The 23,854-nt window shown below is 73.6% G+C and carries 18 protein-coding genes and 1 tRNA gene; 10 read left to right on the forward strand and 9 right to left on the reverse strand.

Going from position 1 to position 23,854, the window contains the following annotated elements; genetic code table 11:
• The first annotated feature begins 86 nt into the window (after positions 1–86).
• The 5 genes from WBQ80_RS02525 (at position 87) to WBQ80_RS02545 (ending at position 5,966) form a co-directional block, all read left to right on the forward strand.
• A complete protein-coding gene (locus WBQ80_RS02525; RefSeq protein ID WP_336570931.1) occupies positions 87–3,902 on the forward strand; it encodes an SCO7613 C-terminal domain-containing membrane protein in 3,816 nt (1,271 codons plus the stop codon).
• A 56-nt stretch (positions 3,903–3,958) separates the two neighbouring features.
• Positions 3,959–4,032, forward strand: a tRNA-Gly gene (locus WBQ80_RS02530).
• A gap of 121 nt (positions 4,033–4,153) precedes the next feature.
• A complete protein-coding gene (locus tag WBQ80_RS02535) occupies positions 4,154–4,522 on the forward strand; it encodes a hypothetical protein (RefSeq protein WP_336570932.1) in 369 nt (122 codons plus the stop codon).
• Between the two features lie 167 nt (positions 4,523–4,689).
• Entirely contained in the window at positions 4,690–5,196 is a 507-nt protein-coding gene (locus WBQ80_RS02540) for a Dps family protein (protein ID WP_336570933.1), read from the forward strand.
• A 59-nt stretch (positions 5,197–5,255) separates the two neighbouring features.
• Positions 5,256–5,966: a hypothetical protein gene (locus tag WBQ80_RS02545; protein WP_336570934.1), complete on the forward strand. Its 711-nt coding sequence runs from the start codon at positions 5,256–5,258 to the stop codon at positions 5,964–5,966.
• Between the two features lie 3 nt (positions 5,967–5,969).
• Here the strand turns inward: WBQ80_RS02545 and WBQ80_RS02550 are convergent, their stop codons facing one another.
• The 8 genes from WBQ80_RS02550 to WBQ80_RS02585 all read right to left on the reverse strand — a co-directional run bounded on the left by WBQ80_RS02550 (position 5,970) and on the right by WBQ80_RS02585 (position 14,348).
• Positions 5,970–6,632 carry a response regulator transcription factor gene (locus tag WBQ80_RS02550; RefSeq protein ID WP_336570935.1) on the reverse strand — a complete coding sequence of 221 codons (663 nt, stop codon included), beginning with the start codon at positions 6,630–6,632 and terminating at the stop codon, positions 5,970–5,972.
• A gap of 9 nt (positions 6,633–6,641) precedes the next feature.
• Entirely contained in the window at positions 6,642–8,090 is a 1,449-nt protein-coding gene (locus WBQ80_RS02555; protein WP_336570936.1) for a sensor histidine kinase, read from the reverse strand.
• On the reverse strand, positions 8,077–9,600 hold the full coding sequence (locus WBQ80_RS02560) for a multicopper oxidase family protein (protein ID WP_336570937.1): 1,524 nt from the start codon (positions 9,598–9,600) through the stop codon (positions 8,077–8,079). Before WBQ80_RS02560 ends, WBQ80_RS02555 begins: the two co-directional genes overlap by 14 nt.
• 63 nt (positions 9,601–9,663) lie before the next feature.
• Positions 9,664–11,178 (reverse strand): amidohydrolase, encoded by a 1,515-nt coding sequence (locus WBQ80_RS02565; protein WP_336570938.1) that lies wholly within the window; start codon positions 11,176–11,178, stop codon positions 9,664–9,666.
• Positions 11,175–11,819: an FMN-binding negative transcriptional regulator gene (locus WBQ80_RS02570; protein ID WP_336570939.1), complete on the reverse strand. Its 645-nt coding sequence runs from the start codon at positions 11,817–11,819 to the stop codon at positions 11,175–11,177. Before WBQ80_RS02570 ends, WBQ80_RS02565 begins: the two co-directional genes overlap by 4 nt.
• Before the next feature lie 13 nt (positions 11,820–11,832).
• On the reverse strand, positions 11,833–12,837 hold the full coding sequence (locus WBQ80_RS02575) for an Fpg/Nei family DNA glycosylase (RefSeq protein ID WP_336570940.1): 1,005 nt from the start codon (positions 12,835–12,837) through the stop codon (positions 11,833–11,835).
• A gap of 5 nt (positions 12,838–12,842) precedes the next feature.
• A complete protein-coding gene (locus WBQ80_RS02580; protein ID WP_336570941.1) occupies positions 12,843–13,352 on the reverse strand; it encodes a ribose-5-phosphate isomerase in 510 nt (169 codons plus the stop codon).
• 9 nt (positions 13,353–13,361) lie between these two features.
• The gene (locus tag WBQ80_RS02585) at positions 13,362–14,348 is read right to left on the reverse strand and encodes a DUF2332 domain-containing protein (protein ID WP_336570942.1); all 987 of its coding nucleotides are present in this window, start codon (positions 14,346–14,348) and stop codon (positions 13,362–13,364) included.
• 150 nt (positions 14,349–14,498) lie between these two features.
• Between WBQ80_RS02585 and pepN (WBQ80_RS02590) the strand changes: the two genes are divergently transcribed.
• The 5 genes from pepN (WBQ80_RS02590) (at position 14,499) to WBQ80_RS02610 (ending at position 23,108) form a co-directional block, all read left to right on the forward strand.
• On the forward strand, positions 14,499–17,084 hold the full coding sequence (gene pepN, locus WBQ80_RS02590; protein WP_336570943.1) for an aminopeptidase N: 2,586 nt from the start codon (positions 14,499–14,501) through the stop codon (positions 17,082–17,084).
• A gap of 3 nt (positions 17,085–17,087) precedes the next feature.
• Positions 17,088–19,652 carry an aminopeptidase N gene (gene pepN, locus WBQ80_RS02595; RefSeq protein WP_336570945.1) on the forward strand — a complete coding sequence of 855 codons (2,565 nt, stop codon included), beginning with the start codon at positions 17,088–17,090 and terminating at the stop codon, positions 19,650–19,652.
• Positions 19,653–19,814: 162 nt separating this feature from the next.
• On the forward strand, positions 19,815–20,960 hold the full coding sequence (locus WBQ80_RS02600) for a mechanosensitive ion channel family protein (RefSeq protein ID WP_336570946.1): 1,146 nt from the start codon (positions 19,815–19,817) through the stop codon (positions 20,958–20,960).
• Positions 20,957–21,346: a globin gene (locus WBQ80_RS02605; protein WP_336570947.1), complete on the forward strand. Its 390-nt coding sequence runs from the start codon at positions 20,957–20,959 to the stop codon at positions 21,344–21,346. Before WBQ80_RS02600 ends, WBQ80_RS02605 begins: the two co-directional genes overlap by 4 nt.
• A gap of 82 nt (positions 21,347–21,428) precedes the next feature.
• Positions 21,429–23,108 (forward strand): FAD-binding dehydrogenase, encoded by a 1,680-nt coding sequence (locus WBQ80_RS02610; protein ID WP_336570973.1) that lies wholly within the window; start codon positions 21,429–21,431, stop codon positions 23,106–23,108.
• Here the strand turns inward: WBQ80_RS02610 and WBQ80_RS02615 are convergent.
• Complete coding sequence (locus WBQ80_RS02615) at positions 23,098–23,784, reverse strand: hypothetical protein (protein ID WP_336570948.1); 687 nt, start codon at positions 23,782–23,784, stop codon at positions 23,098–23,100. The genes WBQ80_RS02610 and WBQ80_RS02615 overlap by 11 nt on opposite strands.
• Positions 23,785–23,854: the final 70 nt, after the last annotated feature.

A 23,854-nucleotide genomic window follows, 5' to 3' on the forward strand; every position in this document is an offset into this window, starting at 1 on the left:
GCCGACTCCTCCCGTCGCTGGCTGTGGAGGGCGACTCGGTGCACACCCGGACGTCCGGCGCGTCGTCGCCGTGCCAGAGTGAGCGCATGACCGACCGGATGCGGCCTGCGACGTCCGACCTGCGCCGCTGGCCCAGCGACCCCGCACTCCTCGTGGACACGACCCGGTGTCCCGCCTGCTTCGCTCCCCTCCTGCGCTCGCAGTGCGACGAATGCGGCCTGCGACTCGACCTTCCCGGCGCGACCGAGCTGCTCGCCGCCGGCGCGCGCGTGCGCGACGCCGAAGCCGAGCGTCAGCAGCTCATCACCGGGCTGCGAGCCCGGCAGGCCGCCGCGGCCGACCCCTGGGGCGCAGCGGCGATCCCGCAGGCCGGGCTGCTCGCGTCGTCGGCCGTCGCCGACGACCTGGAGCCTCCGCCCCTGCCCGCGCCGGGTGCGGGCGCCGCGTCCGCGCCCGTCCCTCCGCCGTCGCCGCCCGACCTCCCGCCGAGCCCGGCGGACCACGGCGGCCCGCTGTCCCCGGGCGGGGCGGTGGAGCCCTCACCCCACGCGCCCCGGCGCTCCGGCGTGCAGATCTTCCTCCTCGCGCTCGGCGTCGTGCTGCTGTCGGTGGCCGCGATCGTGTTCCTGCTCGTCGCGTACCTCATCGCGACGCTGGAGGTGCGTTCGCTGATCATCGGCGGGGCCAGCGCGGCCGTGCTCGCGCTCGCCTGGCTCCTCCGTGTCCGGGGTCTGTCCGGCACCGCGGAGGGCGTGGCGGCGGTCGGCGTCGTGCTCATCGTGCTCGACGTGTGGATCGTGCGGGCCAACGGGCTGTTCGGCACCGACCGGCTCGACGAGGCCGGCTACTGGGGCGGCGCCCTCGCGCTCGTCGCGCTCCTCATGGCGGGCGCACGCGCGGTGAGCGGCGTCCGGGTGCCCGGCTTCGCCGCGGCGCTCGCCGCGCCGATCGCGGCATTCCTGCTCGCGTTCTCCGTCGCGCCCGCCGCCGAGCCGGCCACCGGCATCTGGCTCGGCGGCCTCGCCGCCTCGCTCGTCGGCACGGCCGCCGCTTTCGTGCCGCTGCGCGACGAACGGCTCGTCACGCTCGCCACCGGGTTCGCCGGCACGACCGCTGCCACCTTCGCCGCCGCGTGGTCGCTTCCCGGGCTTCCCTGGAGTGCGACGTGGGCATTCCTCGCAGTCGCCGTCGCGTGGGCGGCCTCGTCGGTCTCCCTGCGGTCGTCCGGCTCGCCGTCCGACGGGCCGGGGGCCGTGGTCTCCGCCGTGGGTGCGGGGGCGACGGCCTCCATCGCCCCGGCGCTCGGCTCCTTCGCCGAGCTCGACTGGGCGGACGCCGTCCTGATCGCGCCGAGCTGCGCCGCGGCCGTCGTCGTGGTGCTGGCCGTCGCGAGCCGATACGGTCGCCGATTCGCGCGAGACGCCAGGGCCGCGTTCATCGCTGCAGCGGTCGTCGCCGGGGTCGCCCTCCTTCCGGCGATCGGCGTGGCCGTCCGGGCCGCCGTCGACCTGTCGGGCAGCGGGTGGCCGACCTGGTCCATGGACGCCGGCGAGACCCGCGGCGTCGTCGCGTCGGACCTTCGACGCGCCGTCATCCTGGCCCTGCTCGTCGCAGCGGCGGCCTCGGCCGCGGCGGCCGCGCTGTTCGGCCGTCTGCGCCGGGCCGGAGCCGTCCCCATCGCGCTCCTCGCGGCGACGGCGATCGCCGCCGCGGCGGTGGCGCCCACGTCGCTCGTCTCGGTCATCGTGCTCCTCGGGGTCGCCGGGTCTGCGCTGGGGCTCGCCACGGTGTTGTCGCTCCATCGCGTGCCGGGGACGATCGCCGTGCTCGCGTCGGCCGGCATGCCGTCGGCGGCGTCCGCGTGGTGGGTCGCGCATTCGAGCACCTCGCTCTGGCCGTGGGTCGTCGCGGCGGTGATCGCGCTCGCCATCGCGGGTCGCGTGCTCGCGCGCGCCGTCTGGGGGGTCGCCGGGGGCCGGTGGGTCGGCACGCTCCACGTCGCCGCCGTCGCAGTCCTCCTCGTCGCGGCCGCAGCGGCACTCCCCTCCTGGGCCGACGCGACCGGTCCCGGCCTCGCGGCGCCCTGGTCGGCGCCCGCGTTCACCGTGGCCGTCACGGCCGTCGCGGCGCTCGCGGTGCTGCGACTCCTCGGCGGCTGGCCCGACGCGGACCGGTCCGCCGCCGGCGTCCCCCTCCTCGCCGCGGCGACGATCGCCACCTCCGCCCTCGCCGCCGCGCTCGGGGCCGCGGTCTTCAGCGGCGTGCCCGGCCCCGCCGTCGACGCGACGCCGGCGGGCTGGGCGCCCGCGCTGGCCCTCGCCGTGGTCGGCGTCGCATGGGTGCGCGCCGCGCTGCCCGCCCTGCCCGTCGCCTTCGCCGCGGTCACGCCGCTCGCCGCCGCGTTCGCCGGCGCCGGAGTCGCCGCGGAGGCCCGCGATGCGACGACCGTCGCCGTCGGGTCCGCCGTCGGCGTCCTCGCCGCCGCAGTGATCGGGCTGCTCGCCGTGGCGTCGCGCCCGATGCTCCGCGTGGCGTGGACCACGTCCGCGGGAGTGCTCGTGCTCGTCGTCGCCGCGATCGGGCTCGTTCCGCCTGCGAGCCCCGACGCGACCTGGCTCGTGCTGCTGCTCGCGGCGCCCGTTCCGCTGCTCCTGGCCGCGCAGTACGGCGACCCGCTCGCCGGGTCCGATCCGACCCGGCACCTCGCATGGGGAACTCCGGCGCTCGCCGTCGGCAGCGTCTGGAGCTGGTTCGGCGCAGGCGAGGTGACCGACGTCGAGGCCTACACCCTGCCGCTCGCCATCGTGCTGGCGACCGTCGGAATCCTCCTGCTGTGGCGGCGCCCGGCCGCCGCGACGATCGAGTCGGGACGCACGCTGGTGTTCGCCACCGCGCTCGCGGTCGCCGTGCTGCCGAGCGTGGCCATGGCCGGCGGTTCCGAACTGCGCACGCTGGTTCTCGTCGCCGCCGGCAGCGTCGCGGTGCTCGCGTCCGCATTCCTCCCGGACCACGTCCGCGGCCTCCCGCTGCGGCTCCTGGTACTGCTCACCGGGTGGACCGCAGCGACCCTGGCCGCGGTCGTGCGCGCGGGCGCCGTGGCGCTCGGCGAATCGAGCGAGCTCATCGTCGAGTTCTGGCCGGTCCTCGCCCTGCTCGTCGGGGTCGTGTCGGCGTTCACCGTCCTTCTGCGCCACACCGGACTCACCTGGCTCCCCGAGACGCTCCTCGCGGCATCGGTCGGCACCGCCGCCGTCCCCACCGTCCTCGCGATCGCGAACGACGAGCAGGCGACCGCCCGGGCGGCGGCGGTCATGCTGGTCCTCGGCGCGTTGCACGTGGCATCGGTGGCCGTCGCCTCCCGCCCGGTCAACGGCGCCGCCCTGGGCGTGACGTCCCTCACGCTCATGGTGGTCACCGCCGGCCTGGCGCTGCCGCTCGGCGTCGTCGACTCCATCGGCGTGATCGACCCGGTCGACCTGTTCACCGGCGTCATCGGCTCGGTCCTGATCGCCGCCGGCGCGATCCGACTCCGTCGCTCCCGCGAGGCCGGGAGCTGGCCGACGCTCGGACCCGGTCTGGCCGTCCTGCTCCTCCCGGCGCTCCTCGCCGACTGGGCCGACCCCGAGGTCTGGCGCCTCGTCACGCTCGGCGTCGTCTCGGCGGTCGCGGTCGTCGTCGGGGTCGTGCTCCGCCTGCAGGCGCCGTTCGCGGTCGGCGGCGGCGTGCTCCTGGTGCACGCGATCGCGCAACTCTGGCCGTGGGTCAGCCGGCTCTACGAGGCCGAGTGGTGGTGGCTCTGGCTCGGGATCGCCGGCGCGGCGCTCATCGCGGTCGCGGCGACGTACGAGCGTCAGCTCCGGCTCGCCCGCTCCGCGCTGCAAACGTTCGCCGCGCTCCGGTGATCTTGGGGCGCCTCTCGCGTGTACTACGATGATCGGGTGCCCGCGAGCGGGCGCTCGGGGATGTAGCTCAATGGTAGAGCCTCAGTCTTCCAAACTGATGGTGCGGGTTCGATTCCCGTCATCCCCTCCATGTGATGTCGCACGTCATCGTGAACAGTCTGAACCCACGGATGGCGCAGTCGGCCGTCTCTCGTCCTGCCTCGGGGTTACGCTGTGCTCAGCAGCGCAACGCGGCGTCGAGGGGGTGCACCATGGCCGCACGCCGGTCGGAGCGGACGCGGATCGTCGCCGATCTCGGCTGGCTCGGCGGGATGCTGCAGCTCGCGTTCGGCGTGTCGCTCCTCGCCGTGCCGGAAGCACCCCTCGTCGCGGGGACGCTCGCCGTCGCGAGCGGTGCCGGGATGGCGCTCGCGGGCACCCTCGTCCACTTCCGGGTCCGCGCGTCATCGAGCGTGGCGGGACTCGCGTTCGCGCTCGCGTCGGGTGCGGCCGCCTACGCGACGTGGGTCGCGTCCGCGTTCTGGCGAGGGGCCGCGGTCGTCGCGCTGCTGGCGCTGTGCGGCCTGTTCGCCACGTCGACGCGCTCGACCGCAGCCGCCCCCGATCCGGTCGCGGCCTGACCCGCCGACGGTCCGTCCCGTGACGGCGCCGATGCGCTCGCCCGCACCCAGACGTGCGAGCGGTCGAACCGTCGTCAACCCCCTGCGAATCCGCGGCGTGCGCTGTGCCATCCGTCGCCCCTCGGCGTAGCGTTGCCCTCGTACGACATCGAGTGGAAGGGGACCACATGACCGACTCCAAGACGGCACCGAAGAAGTCCGCCGCGACCAAGGCCGGCGCCGACCCCGAGGTCGCCTCGGGCGTGTCGCAGTTCTTCACGCCGGTCGTGCACGAGCTCACGGCCCTCGCCATCAACGGCAAGCAGGCGCACTGGAACGTGCGCGGGCGCGACTTCCTCGAGGTGCACGAGTTCCTCGACACGGTCGTCGAGCATGCCGTCGAGTGGGCCGACCTCGCTGCCGAGCGGATCGTCGCGCTCGGTCTGCCGATCGACGCGCGCCTCGCGACGATCGCGAAGGAGACCGACGCGGTCAATCCGAAGGCCGGCTTCCAGCAGTCCGACGAGACCATCGCCGACGTCGTCGCGCAGATCGACGTGGCGACCGAGAAGGTCAACGCCGCGATCGAGGGACTCGAGGAGCTCGACCCGGCGAGCCAGGACGTGGCGATCGCCATCCGGCAGGGCCTCGACAAGGATCGCTGGTTCCTCGCCGCGCACACGAGCGTCAAGTAGCCGCAGCGCTCGCCGCGGCACAAGGTGCGCGGATCCGGGCCCGGGTGCAGAATGCCGGTATGGCGGCTGCGCCCGGGCCCGACCCGTCTCCGCCGGCATCCGACGGCGAGGCGGATGGCGGCGCGCTCACGGACGCGCAGAAGTCGCTGCGGGCGCAGATGCTCGCGACCGAGCACTGGAGCCTCCTCGCGTCGCGCTCGACGACGCAGAGCGAGGTGCTCACCCGCATCGCGATCTTCCTCACCCTGGTCTCGGCGGGTCTGCTCGCGCTCGGCCTCCTCGGCAACGCGACGCAGTTCCGCGGATGGTTCGGGGTCGCGGCGATCGGCGTGCTGCTGCTGCTCGGGCTGCTCGGCTACATCACGCAGCTGCGGGCCTTCAACACGGCCACGGACGACCTCATGTACGTCATGGCCATGAACCGCCTGCGTGGCGCGTACCTCGACCTCGATCCCGGGCTCGAGCCGTACCTGGTGTCCTCGCCGAACGACGACCAGGCGGGCGCCGAGCGGACCTACTACGCGTACGGCGCGCGGCGGAGCCAGATCTTCGCGAGCTCGATGATGATCATCACCGTGGTCGAGGCGGCCGTGCTCGGCCTGCTCACCGGCGCGATCACGATCGCGCTGGGCGGCGCGATCGTCGTGGCGGTCGTCGTCGGGGTTCTCGTCGCGATCCTCACGGTCGTCGGCTGGCTCACGTGGGGGTACCGCATGTACCGCCAGGCGCTCCACCGGCACTCCCCGCTCCGGCGCACACCGCCCTGCTGAGCGTCAGCGCCGCATCCAGGCCAGCACGGCGAGCACGCGGCGGTGGTCGGTGCCCGAGTCCTCGAGGCCGAGCTTCTGGAAGATCGACGTCACGTTCTTCTCCACGGCGCCGACGCCGATGAACAACTGCGACGCGATCCCCGCGTTCGTCCGCCCCTCGGCCATGAGCTCGAGCACCTCCCGCTCGCGGGGCGTGAGGGAGGCGAGCGGGTCGCCGCGGCGGGCCAGCAGCTCCCGGACGACCTGCGGATCGAGCACGGTGCCGCCGTCGCGCACCCGGAGCACGGCATCCTGCAGGTCCTCGAGCGACGCGACGCGGTCCTTCAGCAGGTAGCCCATGCCCCCCTCCGCCGAGGCGAGCAGCTCGTGCGCGTAGGTGCCCTCGACGTACTGGCTGAGCAGCAGCACGCCGAGCCCCGGCGACCTTCGACGCAGCTCGATCGCCGCGCGCACGCCCTCGTCGCGGAACGTGGGCGGCATGCGCACGTCGAGCACCGCGACGTCCGGTGCGGCCCGGTCGAGGTCGCCCAGCAGGGCCTCCGCGTCGCCGTACGCGCCGACGGTCTCGAACCCCGCCTCCTCGAAGAGCCGCACGAGCCCCTCGCGGAGCAGCATCGAGTCCTCGGCGAGGACGACGCGCACGGGGGCGGCACCCTGGTCGGTCACGCTCCCACCCTAGCCAGCGGGCCGCGCGATCGGCGGGGCAGATGTCGTGGTCGCCTCGACGGAGGGCTCCGGCACGAACGGGAAGTGCGCCCCGATGACCGTGGGCCCACCGGCCGGGCTGTCCACGATGAGCAGCCCGCCCAGTCCGCGCACGCGCTCGTCGAGTCCGGCGAGCCCGTGGCCCGCGACCGCCGTCGCTCCCCCGCGGCCGTTGTCGGTGACCCACAGGTCGAGCCAATGTCCGCCCGCGCCCGCATCGCGGGCCGACAGCCGCAGGCGGATGGCGCTCGCCGAGGCGTGCTTCACCGCGTTCGTGAGCAGCTCCGCGGCGATGAAGTAGGCGTTGCGCTCGATCGCGGCAGGCAACGCGGCATCCGCGGCGTCGAGCTCGAGCGTCACGGGGACGGGGCTCCGGGCCGCGAGCGACTCCAGGGCGCTCGGGAGCCCGCGATCCTGGAGCAGCGGCGGCGCGAAGCCGCGCGAGAGGGCGCGCAACTCGTCGAGCGTGTCGCGCGCCTGCTCGCGGGCCTCGCCGAGGAGTGCCCGCGCGGCCTCGGGATCGGCGTCGAGCTTGCGCTCGATGGCCGCGAGGTCCATCTGCAGGCGCACCAGTCGCTGCTGCGGACCGTCGTGGATGTCGCGCTCGAGCCGGCGGAGTGCCGCATCCTCGGCCTGCACCGCGGCGCCGCGCGACGCCGACAACTGCGCGACCTGGCGTTCGAGCGCCTCGGACCGCCATGCGCCGAGCATGCCGCGGTCGATGGCCTCGTGCATCCGGGTGAGCCCGCCCGCGATGAACGGCAGGGTCAGCAGGAACACCACTCCGAGGAGGAACTGCACGATGCCCTCCGCGACGATCGGCTCGATCGCGACGGCCTCGGCGCCGCCGGGCACGACGCGGTCCAGCAGCCACTCGCTCGGCTGGAACGCGCCGTCGGGCTGGGGAAGCGTCCACGCCCAGATCCAATAGGTGAGCCCGCCAAGTGCGATCGAGGTCCACACGACGGTCACGATCCAGCTGAACAGCGCGACGACCGGGAACACCACCATGCCGTGCAGGAGGTACAGCCAGTAGTGGCCGTCGATGAGCGGCCGGAGGAATCCCGCCCACGGCCCCTCGTCCGCCGGTCCCCGCTGCCAGCGCGGCTCGCGCACCGGAGGCCGCCCGGCCCAGCGCAGACGCATCAGCTCGAAGGCGCCGAAGGCGCGCGCGGTCCAGAGCGCGGCGAGCACGATCGCCACGCCGACGGCGATGACGATCAGGCTCAGGCCCGTGGAGAACAGGGTGACGAGCACCGTGAACGTCACGACGGCGACCGGGAAGCCGAGCAGCAGGTAGCCGAGCTCTCGGGGCAGGGCCGCCCAGCGCGCACCGTACCCGCGGCGGCGTGCCGCGGCATCCGTCGGCGGCGTCGAGGCCGGAACGGCGGCCGGTGCGGCGGTCTCAGTGGTGGTCATGTTCGTTCGTCCCCTCGGTCATCGTCGCACGCCGGCCGGGCTCGACCACGGCGAACTGGCCCATCATCCCCATGTCCTCGTGCCACAGGAGGTGGCAGTGGTACATGTACGGCGTGTCCGGGTCGGCGAAGTCGTCGAAGCGCAGGACGAGCTCGTATTCGCTCTCGGGCCGGACGTAGATCGTGTCCTTCCATCCGGCGAGCTCGGGCGGGGGCGCCGCCCCGTCGACGGAAGCCACCCGGAACTGCACGTCGTGCACGTGGAAGCTGTGCGGCATGCCGCTCGGGTTGCGCACGGTCCAGCGCTCGGCCGTGCCCACGGTGACCGTCTCGTCGACGCGGTCGGACTGCATCTGCCGCCCGTTGATCTGGAAGCCGTCGAGGGTGAACTCGCGCTCGGTCGCGATCTCGGTCTCGACGGGCGGCAACTCCGCGAGCCGCTCGGGCACGTCGGGCGAGGGGTCGAGGGTGTCGGCGGCCCGCAACTCCAGCACGTCGAACTCGTCGGTCGCGCCGTTGATGCCGGCGACGACCGGCTGCAGTCCCGCGGCATCGGGCGTCATCACCGACTGCAGGGTGCGTCGCTCGCCGGGCGACATCCGGATCACCACCTCGGCGCGCTCGCCGGGCGAGAGCATGACGCGCTCGAGCTCGACGGATGCCGGGAGCAGCCCGCCGTCGGTCGCGATCACCTCGACGGGCCGTCCGTCGTCCCAGCCGAACGCGTAGCTGCGCGCGGTCGAGCCGTTGAGCAGCCGCAGGCGGACGAGTTCGTCGCCCACCTCGGCGTACGCGCCGCGGGCGCCGTTCACGAGCAGCTCGTCGCCGAGGCGACCGGCGAAGCCTTGCGGCGCGGCCTCGAGCCGGCCCTCCTCGGTGAAGGCGGCGTCCTGCACGATCACCGGCAGGTCGTCGACGCCGTACTCGCGGGGCAACGGCAGCGCCGCCTCGGCCTCGTCGCGGACGATGAACATGCCGGCGAGCCCGCGCGCGACGTGCTGCTCGGTCTCGCCGTGCGGGTGCGGGTGATACCAGAGGGTCGCCGCCTGCTGGTCCACGCTCCACTCGGGCGACCACGTGCCGCCCGGCTCCACCATCTGGTGCGGCCCGCCGTCCATCTCGGCGGGCAGGTGCATGCCGTGCCAGTGCACGGTCGTCGCCTCGTCGAGCGAGTTGACGACGTCGACGCGCACGCGCTCGCCGCGTTCGGCGACGAGCGTCGGGCCGAGGTACGCCGCGTTGAAGCCCCAGGTCTCGCTCGCGACGCCGGGCGCGAACTCGGTCGATCCGGCCTGCGGCTCGAGCGAGAACACGCGAGTGCCGCCGGCGTCGACGGTCGACTCGGCGAGGGGCGGCACGGGCAGCGGCGTGTCGAACTCGACCTCGCCGACGGTGGCGACGCGGCCGGGCCCGCCGACGGAGCAGGCCGCGAGGGCGACGGCGGTCGCGGCGGCGACGACGCCGAGTCCGGCGGAGACGAGGACGGCACGAGGACGGCGGAGAGCTGGCATGCTTCGAGCCAACCGTCGACGGGGCGATCGCCCCAGCCGGCGGGCACCCGAACCGCGCGGGGGCTATCCCCCGTGGGTGATCCGCCCGCCGAGCAGCGTCATCGCGACCGGCATGCGCCGCAGGTCGTCCACGGTCGCCGCGACCGGGTCGAGCTCGACGACCGCGAGGTCGGCGATCATGCCCTCGCGCACGTCGGCGCCGGCGCCGTCGGTCGAGGCGGCGAGCGCGACGCCCGCCTCGACGGCCTGCTCCGGATGCCACGGCTCGCGGCCGTCGCGGGTGCGCCCGACCGCGGAGGCGATCGCGACCCACGGGTCGAGGGTCGCGACGGGAGCGTCGGAGCCGAGCGCGAGCTCGACGCCGGCCGCGGCGAGGTCGCGGAGCATGAACGCGCGGTCGGTGCGACCGGCCCAGTAGCGGTCGGCGACGTCGCGGTCGTCCATGGCGTGCTCGGGCTGGACGCTCGCGACGACGCCCAGGCGCGCGAAGCGGTCGATGTCCGCGCGACGCAGCAGCTGCGCGTGCTCGATGGCGGCCCGTCCGTGCCATCCGCTCGGCTGCACCGCCTCGAGCGCGTCGAGGGCGCGTTCGTTGGCGCGGTCGCCGATCGCGTGCACGGCGGGGTCGAGCCCGATCTCGCGGGCGCGGCGGAGGTGCGGGACGAGCTCGTCGTAGGGCACGTTGGCGAGTCCGTACGGGTGCTCGTCCGGGCTGAGGCCGGGGTAGGGGTCGACGCACCAGGCGGTGCGCGTGTTGAGTGAGCCGTCGGTGATGACCTTGTACCCGCCCACCCGCACCAGTCCCGCGGTGCCCTCGACGACGTCGCCGGTGCGGAGCCCGGCCTCGGCGGCGCGTTCGAGGTGCTGCGTGTACACGCCGAAGCGGACCCGGAGCGCGTCGAAGCCGCCGGCGGCGCGACGGGCCCAGTCGTCGCGGTTCCAGCGCATCTCGTAGTCGACGATGCCGACGACGCCCCGCGCGGCGGCGGCGCGCGCCGCGTCGCCGACCCACGCGTCGAGCACGTCGTCGGCGACGTCGTCGAGCTCGCGCACGAGGCGGAAGCAGTCGTCCTCGCGGAGCACGCCGCTCGCGCCGGCTCGCTCGAGCAGACCGTGACGCCGGGCCGCGGCGGTGTTCACCCAGCACGAATGCAGGTCGCCGGAGACGAGCACGACGGGCACGTCGCCGGCGACGCGGTCGAGCAGCCCGACCGAGGGCCGGTCGGGCCAGAGTCCGTCGCGGTAGCCCATGCCGACGACCTCGGCGGCGCCCCGGCCGACGGATGCCGCGACGAGCGCGGCCGCTGCGGCCGCCGAGGCCACGGCGCCGAGGTCGATGCGGCGAGCGGCCATGGCCCACTGGGCCATGTGCACGTGGCGGTCCCAGAGCCCGGGGATGACGTGGCGACCGTCGAGGTCGATGCGCTCGACCCGACCGGCATCCGGCAACGAGCCGGCGGGCGCGATCGCGTGCACGCGGCCGCCGGCGAGGTGCACGTCGAGCGGGGCGTCGCTGCCGGGGCGCCGGACGCCGGCGAGCACGAGGGCGGCCGGCGTCGCCGCATCCGCCCCGCTCACACGCGCGCTGCCCGGAGCGCGTCGTGCGTCCGCCGCATCTCCGCGGCGAGCGCGGGGCTCGCGTAGGGTCCGTCGCCCTCGAGCTCGGCGATGATGCGGTCGACGGTCTCGGCCGGCTTGTTCTGGCTCATCTTGTTCTTCGCCGTGAAGCGGGTGACGGGGATCCGCAATCCGACGGTGCCCGCCGCGATGCGCTCGGCGTACGCGGCGTTGTCGGGGGTCGAGCGCATGCCGCGAGGGTGGGGCATCCGCTGCTCGAAGTGGTCGACCAGCGCGTCGAGGACGCGCAGGTTCTCGTCGGGTTCGAGCAGTTCGGGAGTGCCGTGCAGGTGCGCGGTCACGAAGTTCCAGGTCGGCACCGCCGGGTTCGCGTCGTACCAGCCCGGCGAGATGTACCCGTGGGGGCCCTGCACGATGACGAGCACCTCGTGGCGGCCGAGCTCGTGCACCTCCTCGTCGGGACGGCCCACGTGCGTGAGCAGCACGATGCCGTCGGCGGTCTCGTCGAGGAGCACGGGGTAGTGCGAGGCGACGAGGCCCGCGGCATCCGTCATCGACACGATCGTCGCCCACGGGTGCTCGCGGATCAGGCGCGTGACGCCCTCCTCGCTCGCGAAGGTGAAGCTCGGGTTCTGTCTCATGCGTCGTCCGCTCCTAGGCCTGGCAGTAAGGGCACCAGTACAGCTTCCGGGCGCCCATCTCCTCCATGACGATGTGGGTGCCGCAGACCCGGCAGGGCAGGCCCTCGCGCTTGTAGACCCAGTGCCGGTCGGCGCGGTCGGCCATCGCGGCACGCCATGCGTCCGCGTCGAGGTCGTCCATCGTCATCATCTGGCCCGTCTCGACGCCGATGCGCAGCAGCTTCGACCAGTCGCGCCACAGGTGGCGCACGTGCTCCTCGGGCACCAGCCGGCCGGGCGTGTGCGGGTTCTGCTTCGCGCGGAACAGCAGCTCGGCGCGGTACACGTTGCCGATGCCGGAGACGACGTTCTGGTCCATGAGGAGCAGCCCGATCGGGGTGGGCTTGCGGCGGATGACGCTCGTGAAGCGCTCCTCGGCGTCGGGGCCGTCCTCGAGGAGCGGGTCGGGGCCGAGCCGTGCGACGACCTGCTCGACCTGCGCCGGGTCGAGCACCTCGCACGCGGTGGGACCTCGCAGGTCGGCGACGACGGTCTCGGTGAGCAGGCGCACGCGCACCTGGCCGACCGGGTCGGGAGGGAAGGTCTCGAGCCCGTTCTGCTCCTTCTCGGACTCGGACATGCGCAGGCGCGTGCGCCGGGGCGCGCCGATCGACGTGAGCGAGTTCTCGCCGGCGGCGTCGAGCACGACGGCGTCCGGGTTCGGCCCGTCCAGGAAGGTGCCCTTCTGGTTCGTCTGGCCCATCCGCCCGTTCGACGACGCGATGGTCGCATCCATCAGGATGTCGCCCGCGAAGTCCCACGCTCCGTACATGCCGAGGTGCACGCGCAGCCATCGGTCGCCCTCGAAGCCGAGGAACATCTGCTTGCCGACGGCGCGGGCGTCCGTCATCCGTCGTCCGTCGAGGTCGGCCGCCCCCTCGGCGAACCGGCCCTGCGGGCTCGAGGCGCGAACGACGTGCCCGACGAAGTTGCGCTCGAACTGGCGGGTGATGCGATGGACGGAATGACCCTCTGGCACGCGCGCTACTCCCCTACGGCGGGCGCCTCGACGTCGACGCCCTTGCCGGCGATGTCGCCCGTGGTCTCGTACTCGGCGAGCTGCGCGATTCGGCGCACGTGGCGCTCGTCGCCCGAGAACGGCTCGGCGATGAACGCGTCGATGTAGCGGATGGCCTCCTCGACGGTGTGCTGCCGGGCGCCGATCGAGATGACGTTCGCGTCGTTGTGCTGGCGCGCGAGGATCGCGGTGTCCATGCTCCAGACCAGGGCCGCCCGGATGCCGCGCACCTTGTTCGCGGCGATCTGCTCGCCGTTGCCCGATCCGCCGAACACGATGCCGAGGGCCTTCACGCCTTCAGCCTGGTCGCGCGCCACGGCGAGCGCGGCGTTGATGCAGAAGGCCGGGTAGTCGTCGAGCGGGTCGTAGTCGGCGGGACCGTGGTCGAGGACCTCGTGGCCGCCGTTGGTGAGGTGCGCCTGCAGCGTCCGGCTGAACTCGAGGCCGGCGTGGTCGGTCGCGATGTGGATGCGCATGCGGCAAGTCTAGGGATCCGGCACCCAGTGGACGGTGCGCCCGTGCGGATGGGCCCACGCGAGCTGCACGCCGTCGAGGGCGAGCACGAGGTCGGTGCCGTCGTGGTCGGCGTCCTCGCGCACCTCGATCCCGGGCAGGATCCGCCGCGCCTCGACCGAGATCCAGTGGCCCGGCAGGGCGCGGACCTGGTCGGCGAACCGGCGCCGGGCCGGCTCGTCGAGGTAGGCGAGCACGGCCGTGTGGAACACCACGAGCGTGGCATCCGTCGGCGCCTCCGCGGCGAGGGCGTCGAGCCGCTCGTTGAGGTCGCCGGCGACGATCCGCGGCGGATCCGCCGCGACGATGCCGGCGGCGGCTCGAAGCCGCGCGCGGCGGTCGTCGTGCTCCGGCCAGACCAGCGCGTCCAGCCAGGCGAGGTCCTCGGGGTTCCGGACGTCGAGCGGGTTCAGGTCGATGCCGGCACGCCACACGACCTCGGGGAGCCGTGCCGGGACCGGGACGGGCCCCCGGGCGGCGCAGTCCAGGACCACCGGGCTCGGTCCGTCGGGCGGATGGAGGGGCGGGTGTCCCGTGTACCGGTAGCTGTAGCGGTCGGGGAAGAGGCAGAGGCCCGCGGATGCGCCGACCTCGAGCAGCGCGATCGGCCCCGCGATGCCCGCCAGGACCGGGACGTGCAGCGCGCAGCGCGCGGCCTCGTTCGTCTGGGTGGCATGCGTGCCCGCCGTCGCGCTCACCTCGCGCCAGTGCGCGTGGAGCCAGTCGCGGAACGTCCCGTACGGTCCGGGCGCGGCGCCGTGGAATCGAGCGGCCGAGAACACGAGGTTCGGCTGCCGCTTCGGCGGGGGCAGTTCGTCGATGAGCGCGATGGTGCCGGGGTCCTCGGCGACGCCGTGCGCCCACGCCTCGTAGGTGGCGGACATGCCGCGCGCCTCCACGTCGGCGAAGGCCCGATACCGCTCGGCCGTCGGCGCGGTCGGATCCACGCTCGTCCGCATGGCGTCACGCTAGGCCCGCGGCGCGACGAGGTCAACGCGGCGGCGCCCATCGTGGTGGTCGGGCGGGCGGGACTAGGCTGATCGGGTTGCCCGCGCCACGAACGCCGGGACGACGCATCCGTTCGCCGCAGATCGCAGATGGAGACCCGAGTGCCTGGAGAGAACCTCACCCGCATCGAAGCCGAGGAGCGCGCGGCGCTCGTCACGGTGCACGACTACGACGTCCGGCTCGACGTCACGACGGGCCCGGAGGTGTTCCGGACCGAGACGACCGTGCGCTTCAGCGCGCGCGAGGGGGCGTCGACGTTCATCGACGCCATCACGGCGGCGGTGCACTCGGTGACGCTGAACGGCGAAGCGCTCGACCCGGCCGAGGTGAGCGACGGCGTGCGCATCCAGCTGCCGAACCTCAAGGACGAGAACTCGCTCACGGTCGTCGCCGACGGCCGCTACATGCACACGGGCGAGGGCCTGCACCGCTTCGTCGACCCGGTCGACGACGAGGTCTACCTCTACACGCAGTTCGAGGTGCCGGACTCGCGGCGCATGTTCGCGGTGTTCGAGCAGCCCGACCTCAAGGCGGCGTTCCGCTTCACCGTGACCGCTCCCGCGCACTGGCAGGTCGTGTCGAACTCCCCGACGCCCGACCCCGTCGACGCGGTCCCGACGGGCTCGGACTCGACGGGCTCGACCGGCGTGGGGGCGAAGACGTGGGCGTTCGAGCCGACGCCGCGCATCTCGAGTTACATCACGGCGCTCATCGCCGGACCGTACGACGTGGTGCGCGACGAGCTCACGAGCGCCGACGGCCGTGTCATCCCGCTCGGGGTGTTCGCCCGCCGGAGCCTGTCGGAGTACCTCGACGCCGACTACATCTTCGAGAAGACCAAGCAGGGATTCGAGTACTTCGAGCGCAAGTTCGGCGTGCCGTACCCGTTCGCGAAGTACGACCAGCTGTTCGTGCCCGAGTACAACGCCGGCGCGATGGAGAACGCGGGCGCCGTGACGTTCACGGAGTTCTACGTGTTCCGCTCGAAGGTGACCGACGCCGTGAAGGAGCGACGCGTCGTCACGATCCTGCACGAGCTCGCGCACATGTGGTTCGGCGACCTCGTGACGATGAAGTGGTGGAACGACCTCTGGCTGAACGAGTCGTTCGCCGAGTGGGCGTCGACCATCGCGACCGCCGAGGCCACCGAGTGGCACGGGGCGTGGACGACGTTCAACGCCATGGAGAAGAGCTGGGCGTACCGCCAGGACCAGCTGCCGTCCACCCACCCGATCGTCGCCGAGATCCGCGACCTCGAGGACGTGCTCGTGAACTTCGACGGCATCACCTACGCCAAGGGCGGCTCGGTGCTCAAGCAGCTCGTCGCGTGGGTGGGCGTCGACGCCTTCTTCGAGGGCGTGTCGGCGTACTTCCGCACGCACGCCTGGGGCAACACGACGCTCGCCGACCTGCTCGCCGAGCTCGAGGTCTCGAGCGGACGCGACCTGTCCGGCTGGTCGGAGTCGTGGCTCGAGACCGCGGGCGTGAACACCCTCCGTCCCGAGATCGAGGTCGACGCCGAGGGTCGCATCGCCGCGTTCGCGGTGCGGCAGTCCGCGATCGCGGAGTACCCCACGATCCGCCCGCACCGCCTCGCGATCGGGTTCTACAACCTGAAGGACGGCAGGCTGGTCCGCGACCACCGCGTCGAGCTCGACGTCGACGGCGATCGCACCGAGGTCGCCGAGCTCGTCGGCATCCCCCGGCCCGACCTCGTGCTGCTGAACGACGACGACCTCGCGTACGCCAAGATCCGCCTCGACCCGGCGTCGCACGGCGTGGCGCTCGGCAACCTGTCCGAGATCGACGACCCCCTGGCCCGCGCGCTCGTGTGGGGCTCGGTGTGGGATGCCACGCGCGACGCCGAGACGCGGGCGAGCGACTACCTCGCGCTCGTGCTGGGCAACATCGCGAGCGAGACCGAGTCGACGACGCTCCGCATCGTGCTGGCGAACTCGATCCTCGCCGCGAGCGCGTACACCGCGCCCGGCCGTCGCGCGGACGCCCTGCGGCAGCTCGCCGACGGGTTCTGGGAGCTCGCCGGCCAGGCCGAGCCCGGGAGCGACGCCCAGTTCCAGTTCGTGAAGGCGTTCGCGTCGGTCGCCGAGCACGGCACCCATCAGGACGACCTGCTCGCCCTGTACAACGGCGCGCTCTCGCTCGACGGGCTCGCGGTCGACACCGACCTCGGCTGGGAGCTGCTCGTCGCGCTCGCGGCGGCGGGCCGCGCCGACGACGGCGACATCGACGCCCGGCTCGCGACCGACGACACGGCGACGGGCCGCGAAGCCGCGGCGAAGGCCCGAGCCGCGATCCCGACCGTCGAGGCCAAGGAGCGCGCCTGGTCGTCGCTCGTCGACGTCGACACCGCGTCGAACTCGGTCGTCCGCGACACCGCGGCGGGCTTCCTCCGGGCGGTCGACCCGGGCCTGCTCGAGGCGTTCGTGGAGCGCTACTTCGCCATGATCGGGCGCATCTGGGAGGAGCGCAGCTACGCGATCGCCGAGAAGCTCGTCGACGGCCTCTACCCCTCGCCGCTCGCGAACGCCCGCCTGGTCGAGGCGAGCCGCGGATGGCTCGACGCGAACGCCGACGCGCCGCCCGCGCTGCGTCGCCTCGTCGTCGAGAGCCTCGCCGGCGTCGAGCGCGCGCTGGCCGCGCAGGCACGCGACGCGCAGGAGGCGTAAGCCGTGGGTCGCCCCGACCTCACGCGGGCGGAGGCCGAGGAGCGCGCGTCGCTCGTCGGCTCCCCCGCGTACGACGTGACCCTCGACCTTACGGGCGAGGACGGGCGGTTCCGCTCGGAGACGCTCGTGCGGTTCACCGCGACGCCCGGCGCATCGACCTTCATCGAGTCGACGACCGCCGAGCTGCACGAGGTGATCCTCAACGGCGTCGCCCTCGACGCGGCATCCGTGTCGGACGGCCACCGGATCAGGCTCGACGGCCTCGCCGCCGAGAACGAGCTTCGCGTCGTGTCGGTCCGCGAGTACACGAACACCGGCGAGGGCCTGCACCGGTTCGTCGACCCCGTCGACGGCGAGGCGTACCTGTACACCGAGTTCGCCGTCGCCGAGGCGAACCGCGTCTACGCGGTGTTCGACCAGCCCGACCTCAAGGCGTCGGTGCGGTTCACCATCACGGCGCCCGCGCACTGGACCGTGCTGAGCAACGCGCCGTCGCCCGAGCCGGCCCCCGGCCCGGCATCCGGCACCGCGACCTGGGCGTTCGAGACCGGCCCGGTGATCTCGAGCTACATCGTGGCGATCATCGCGGGACCGTACGCGTCGTGGCACGCGTCGGCGACGAGCACCGACGGTCGTGACGTGCCGCTCGGGCTGTTCACGCGCCGCTCGCTGGCGCAGTACGCCGAACCCGAGGTCATGTTCGAGCTCGTGCGCGACGGCCTCGCGTTCTACGAGGAAGCGTTCGGCGTGCCGTACCCGTACGGCAAGTACGACCAGATCTTCGTGCCCGAGTACAACTGGGGCGCCATGGAGAACGTCGGCGCGGTCACGTTCAACGAGGGCTACCTCTTCCGGTCGCGCGTGTCGGACGCACGTCGCGAGCAGCGCGCCATCGTCGTCCTGCACGAGCTCAGCCACATGTGGTTCGGCAACTCGGTCACCATGCGCTGGTGGAACGACCTCTGGCTGAACGAGTCGTTCGCGACCTGGGCGTCGACGCTCGCGACCTCCCGGATCACCGAGTTCACCGACGTGTGGGCGACCTTCGCGACCGACGAGAAGACCCACGCCGCCGAGCAGGACCAGCTGCCGTCGACGCATCCGATCGTCGCCGTCATCGACGACATCGGAGACGTCGAGGTGAACTTCGACGCGATCACGTACGACAAGGGCGCGTCCGTGCTCAAGCAGCTCGTCGCGTGGGTCGGGCTCGACGCCTTCCAGCGCGGCGTCGGCGCCTACCTGGCGACGCACTCCGGCGGCAACGCGACCCTCGCCGACCTGCTCGCCGAGCTCGAGGCGGCCAGCGGCCGCGACCTCGCCGACTGGTCGGCGAAGTGGCTCGAGACCGCGGGCGTGAACACGCTGCGCCTCGAGGTCGAGACGGATGCCGCGGGCGTCATCACCGCCGCCCGGCTCCTCCAGGCCGCGCCCGCGTCGCACCCGACGCTGCGCCCGCATCGCGTCGCGATCGGCGCGTACGACCCCGTGGGCGACCGGCTCGAGCGCGTGCACCGCGTGGAACTCGACGTCGACGGCCCCGCGACGGAGGTGTCCGGGCTCGTCGGACGGCGCCGGCCCGCGCTGCTCCTCGTGAACGACGACGACCTGACCTACGCGAAGGTGCGGCTGGACCCCGACTCGTTCGCGACGGCGCGAGACCGCCTGGCCGAGCTCGCCGACCCGGTCGCGCGCGCCGTGATCCTCGGTTCGGCGTGGGACGCCGTGCGCGATGCGGAGCAGCCCGCGTCGGACTTCGTGCGGCTCGTGATCGCGAACGTGGGCCACGAGACGCAGTCGGCCGCGCGAGGGCTCGCGATGTCCCGCCTCGAGCTCGCGGTCTCCCACTACCTGGCCGACGAGCATCGCGATGCGCTCGCCGAGGAGGCCGCCGACGCGATCTGGGCCCTCGCCGGCCTGGCGCCGGCCGGCTCCGACGCGCAGCTGCAGTTCCTCAAGGCGTTCACCCGCCTCGCGTGCGTTCCGGCACATGCCGACGTGCTGGGCGAGCTCGTCACGGGGCGCACGCGCCTCGACGGGCTTCAGATCGACCTCGACCTGCGCTGGGAGATCACCATCGCCCGGGCGGCGCTCGGCGCCGCCGACGACGACGAGATCGCGGTGACGCTCGCCGCCGACGACACCGCGAAAGGGCGCCAGCTCGCCGAGACGGCGCGTGCCGCGCGACCCGACCGGGCCGCCAAGGACGCCGCGTGGCATCGCGTCGCGACGGACGCGACGCTCTCGAACGACGTGGCGCGGGCGATCGCCGAGGGCTGGCAGCGGACCGTCGACCCGGCACTGCTGGCCGGCACCGTCGACGGCTACCTGGGCATGCTCGAGCGCGTCTGGGCGGAGCGGAGCTTCACCATGGCCTCGCTGATCGTCAAGCGGCTGTTCCCGGCGGCCGTCGTCGACGCCGAGCTCGCGCGTCGCACGCGGGCCTGGCTCGACGCGCACGCGGAGCCCGCCCCGCTCCATCGCCTCGTGGCCGAGCAGCTCTCGGAGCTCGAGCGGGCGCTCGCCGCGCGCGAGCGCGACGCGGCATCCGTGGTCGCCCCCGCCTGACGGACCTCGCGTGGCCGGCCGTCGCCGTGCACGGCGGCGGCCGGCCGCGGCGCCCGCCGGGCCGAGCGGCCGAGCGGCCGAGCGGCCGAGCGGCCGAGCGGCTGAGCGGCCGATCGGCGCATGCAGCATGCGCCGATCCGCGGTCCAATAGACTTCCGAACCATGCTTCGCCTCGAAGAGCCCGCCCCCGACCAGGTCGACGTGCCCTCGCAGTTCGATGCGTTCTGGGCGAGCTGGGGGGGCCTGCTGCTCACCGACGTCATCACGGTCGTGGGGATCGTGCTCGTGGCGCTCGCCATCCGGTGGCTCCTGCACTTCGTCATCCGACGGACCGTCAACCGCATCGTCTCGGGCGTGAAGCGCAAGCAGGACATCGAGGACACGCAGGCCCTCGCCGCCTCGCCGCTCGCGGCCGTCCGGCTCGTCCAGCGCACCCGCACCCTCGGTTCGGTGCTGACGAACTTCGTCAACATCACCCTGTTCATCGTCGTCGTGCTCGCGGTGGTGCAGGTGCTCGCGCCCGACATCCTCGGCTCGTTCACCCTGCTCTCGGCCGCCATCGGCGCCGGTCTCGGCTTCGGTGCGCAGAACATCGTCAAGGACGGCCTCAACGGCTTCTTCATGGTCATCGAGGACCAGCTGGGCGTCGGCGACATCGTCGACCTCGGTCACGCGACGGGCATCGTGGAAGACGTGCGCATCCGGGTCACGTCCGTGCGCGACGTGAACGGCACGCTCTGGTTCGTGCGCAACGGCGAGATCAACCGGGTCGGCAACATGTCGCAGGGCTGGGCCCGCGTGATCGTCGACCTCGCCGTGCCCTACGAGGCCGACGTCGAGGAGGTGGAGGCGGCGCTGCTGGCGGCCGCGACGGGCATGGCGCAGTCGGGCAAGTGGCGCTCGCGCATCCTCGAGAAGCCGGAGGTGTGGGGCCTGGAGTCCATCTCGGACGACGCGATGGTGATCCGCGTGGTCATGAAGGCGCGCACGTCGTCGAAGGACGACGTCGCACGGGAGCTGCGGATGCGGTTGAAGGGCGCGCTCGACGACCTGGGCCTGAAGCTGCCGAGCCTCGCGAGCGTCGTGCTCTCCGGCTTCGACGGCGTCACGCGGATCAAGGGCGCCAAGCCGCCGAAGACCGCGCCGAGCCCGGTCGTTCCGGCGCGGGCCGACCAGCGCGGGCTGCGCGCCAGGCGGGCCGCCGACTCGATCACGGGTGCGGGCAGCGTGGCGGCGACGGATGCCGCACCCGCGCCGACCACCGAACCGCCCGCCGCGCCGCGGACTCCCCCCGAGGACACGCCATGACCCTGCCCTCCCCCAGCTTCTACGAGCAGGTCGGCGGACGCCCGACCTTCGAGCGGCTCGTGCACGAGTTCTACCGCGGCGTCGCCGACGACCCGGTGCTGAAGCCCATGTACCCCGAGGAGGACCTGGGCCCGGCCGAGCAGCGCCTGCTGATGTTCCTCGAGCAGTACTGGGGCGGCCCGACCACCTACGGCGAGCAGCGCGGCCACCCGAGGCTCCGCATGCGCCACCTGCCGTTCAAGGTGAACCCCGACGCCCGCGACCGCTGGCTCGCCCACATGCGCGCCGCCGTCGACACGCTCGACCTGCCGCCGGTCGCGGAGGCGACCCTGTGGGACTATCTCCAGCGGGCGGCGTTCGCCATGGTGAACACCTTCGAGGAGTAGCCGCCCCCGACCCGGCCCCCCGGCCGCCGCCCGCCCGCCCGCCCGCGACGAAGGAGTCCCCGTGGCCGACCCGACCCCTGCCATCCGAACCGCGCGCCCCCATCGCGCCGATCGGACCGAGTTCGACGCCGTGATCGTCGGAGCCGGGCTCGCCGGACTCGTCGCCGCGGCCGAGCTGGTCGACGCGGGCCGACGCGTCGCGATCGTCGACCAGGAGCCGGAGGCCAACCTGGGCGGGCAGGCCTGGTGGTCGTTCGGCGGCCTGTTCCTCGTCGACTCGCCCGAGCAGCGCCGACTCGGCGTGCACGACTCGCTGGAGCTCGCGCGCGAGGACTGGCTCGGCTCTGCTGCCTTCGACCGCGACGAGGACGAGTGGGGCCGGCGCTGGGCGGAGGCGTACCTGGAGTTCGCCGCCGGTGAGAAGCGCGCCTGGCTGCACGGGCGCGGTCTCCGCTTCTTCCCCGTGGTCGGCTGGGCCGAGCGCGGCGCCGGGGTCGCCGTGGGGCACGGCAATTCGGTGCCCCGCTTCCACATCACGTGGGGCACCGGCCCGGGCGTGGTCGCACCGTTCGCGGCGAAGGTGCTCGCCGGCGAGGCGGCCGGGCTCGTGTCGTTCCGCTTCCGCCACCGCGTCGACGAGCTCGTCGTCGAGGGCGGGGCCGTGGTCGGAGTCCGCGGCGCGACCCTCGCGCCCGACGACGCCCCGCGGGGCGCCCCCACCAATCGCGCGGTCATCGGCGACTTCGAGCTGCGCGCGCCGGCGGTCGTCGTGGCCTCCGGCGGAATCGGCGGCAACCACGACCTCGTGCGCGCCGCCTGGCCGGAGCGGCTCGGGCGGCCGCCGGCGGACCTGCTCTCCGGCGTGCCGGCGCACGTCGACGGGCGGATGCTCGCGATCACCGCGGCGTCCGGAGCGCGCCTGGTCAACGGCGACCGGATGTGGCATTACACCGAGGGCATCCGGAACCACGACCCGGTGTGGCCGCGGCACGGCATCCGGATCCTCCCCGGACCGTCGTCGCTGTGGCTCGACGCCACCGGACGCCGGCTGCCCCCGCCCCTCTTCCCCGGCTTCGACACGCTCGGGACGCTCGCCCACCTGGCTCGCGGCGGGCACGCGCACTCCTGGTTCGTGCTCACGCAGCGGATCATCGAGAAGGAGTTCGCGCTCTCCGGCAGCGAGCAGAATCCCGACCTGACCGGGAAGGACCTGCGCCTGCTCGCGGAGCGGCTGGGCTCCGGCGCGCCCGGACCGGTGGAGCGGTTCAAGGAGCGCGGCGCCGACTTCGTCGTCGCCGACTCGCTCCCCGAGCTGCTCGACGGGATGCGCCGCCTCGACCCGGACGGGCTGCTCGACACGGCGCACGTCGAGCGCGAGATCGTCGCGCGCGACCGTGAGGTCGATCACGAGTTCTCGAAGGACCTGCAGCTCACGGCCGTGCGCGGCGCGCGCGGCTACCTCGGCGACCGGCTCATCCGCGTCGCGTCGCCGCACCGCCTGCTCGATCCGAAGGCCGGGCCGCTCATCGCCGTCAAGCTGCACATCCTGACGCGCAAGAGCCTCGGCGGCATCCAGACCGACCTCTCGTCGCGCGCGCTCGGCGCCGACGGCGCACCGATCCCGGGGCTCTACGCCGCCGGCGAGGCGGCCGGGTTCGGCGGCGGCGGCATCCACGGCTACCGCGCGCTCGAGGGCACGTTCCTCGGCGGCTGCCTCTTCACGGGCCGCGCGGCCGGACGCGCCATCGCCGCTACGCCCTGAGCGACCACGCCTTGCGTCGCACGAGCACGTGCCCGCGCCGCGAGCTCAGCCGCGTCCACGGGCCGGTCTCGAACACCGAGATGGGGTCGTCGCCGAGGAACCCGAGGCTGAACGCCGCGAAGGCCGCACCCGCCGGCACGTACTCGAGGCCCTCGATGCCGCGCCCCCACACCTCGGAGCGCACCCGCTGCACGAGCTGCTCGCCGGTGCCGTCGGGGATCGCCGTCGCGATCTCGTCGATGCCCGCACGCGCCGCGCGCTCGAGCGTCGCGGCATCCGTCTCGCCGAGCGGTCGCCAGCCGCCGCGAGGAGGCGAGATGCCCGCCCACGTGACCGTGTTGACCTCGGGCGGCCGCGTCATCGTGACCGGCCGCGGGTCGCCCTCGTCGTCGTCTCCGAGCTCGCCGCGCGCCCGGACGATGCGGTCGACGACCGAGCGCATGGGCACCACCACGTCGAAGTCGTCGGTCTCGAAGAGCTGGAACGTGCGCAGGCCCAGCACCGTCGGGCTCTCGTCGAGGATGCCCCGGGGATAGAGGATCGCGGTGTAGACGGCGAGGATGTCGTTGCCCGCGACCAGGCGCACCGCACCGTCCTCGACACGCGACGCCCGCTGCAGGTACGTGTGGAGGTCGCCGAGCGACAGGCTGTCGGCGAGCGTGAGTTGCTGGACCATGGCCTGTCTAGACTACCGAGAGAGCGCCGCGGCCCCCGCCGCCGGCGCCCGCCGCCGGGCGGGCCGAGCG

Source organism: Agromyces sp. CCNWLW213 (assembly GCF_037199545.1).
In the GTDB taxonomy this organism is placed as follows: Bacteria; Actinomycetota; Actinomycetes; order Actinomycetales; family Microbacteriaceae; genus Agromyces.

Coding starts and splice junctions, on each gene's coding strand:
- WBQ80_RS02555 (WP_336570936.1), bottom strand. CDS start 8,090: ATGACCACCACTGAGACCGCCGCACCGGCCGCCGTTCCGGCCTCGACG.
- WBQ80_RS02600 (WP_336570946.1), top strand. CDS start 19,815: ATGCTTCGCCTCGAAGAGCCCGCCCCCGACCAGGTCGACGTGCCCTCG.
- WBQ80_RS02580 (WP_336570941.1), bottom strand. CDS start 13,352: ATGCGCATCCACATCGCGACCGACCACGCCGGCCTCGAGTTCAGCCGG.
- WBQ80_RS02605 (WP_336570947.1), top strand. CDS start 20,957: ATGACCCTGCCCTCCCCCAGCTTCTACGAGCAGGTCGGCGGACGCCCG.
- WBQ80_RS02540 (WP_336570933.1), top strand. CDS start 4,690: ATGACCGACTCCAAGACGGCACCGAAGAAGTCCGCCGCGACCAAGGCC.
- WBQ80_RS02585 (WP_336570942.1), bottom strand. CDS start 14,348: ATGCGGACGAGCGTGGATCCGACCGCGCCGACGGCCGAGCGGTATCGG.
- WBQ80_RS02570 (WP_336570939.1), bottom strand. CDS start 11,819: ATGAGACAGAACCCGAGCTTCACCTTCGCGAGCGAGGAGGGCGTCACG.
- WBQ80_RS02615 (WP_336570948.1), bottom strand. CDS start 23,784: ATGGTCCAGCAACTCACGCTCGCCGACAGCCTGTCGCTCGGCGACCTC.
- WBQ80_RS02525 (WP_336570931.1), top strand. CDS start 87: ATGACCGACCGGATGCGGCCTGCGACGTCCGACCTGCGCCGCTGGCCC.
- WBQ80_RS02560 (WP_336570937.1), bottom strand. CDS start 9,600: ATGCCAGCTCTCCGCCGTCCTCGTGCCGTCCTCGTCTCCGCCGGACTC.
- WBQ80_RS02535 (WP_336570932.1), top strand. CDS start 4,154: ATGGCCGCACGCCGGTCGGAGCGGACGCGGATCGTCGCCGATCTCGGC.
- WBQ80_RS02545 (WP_336570934.1), top strand. CDS start 5,256: ATGGCGGCTGCGCCCGGGCCCGACCCGTCTCCGCCGGCATCCGACGGC.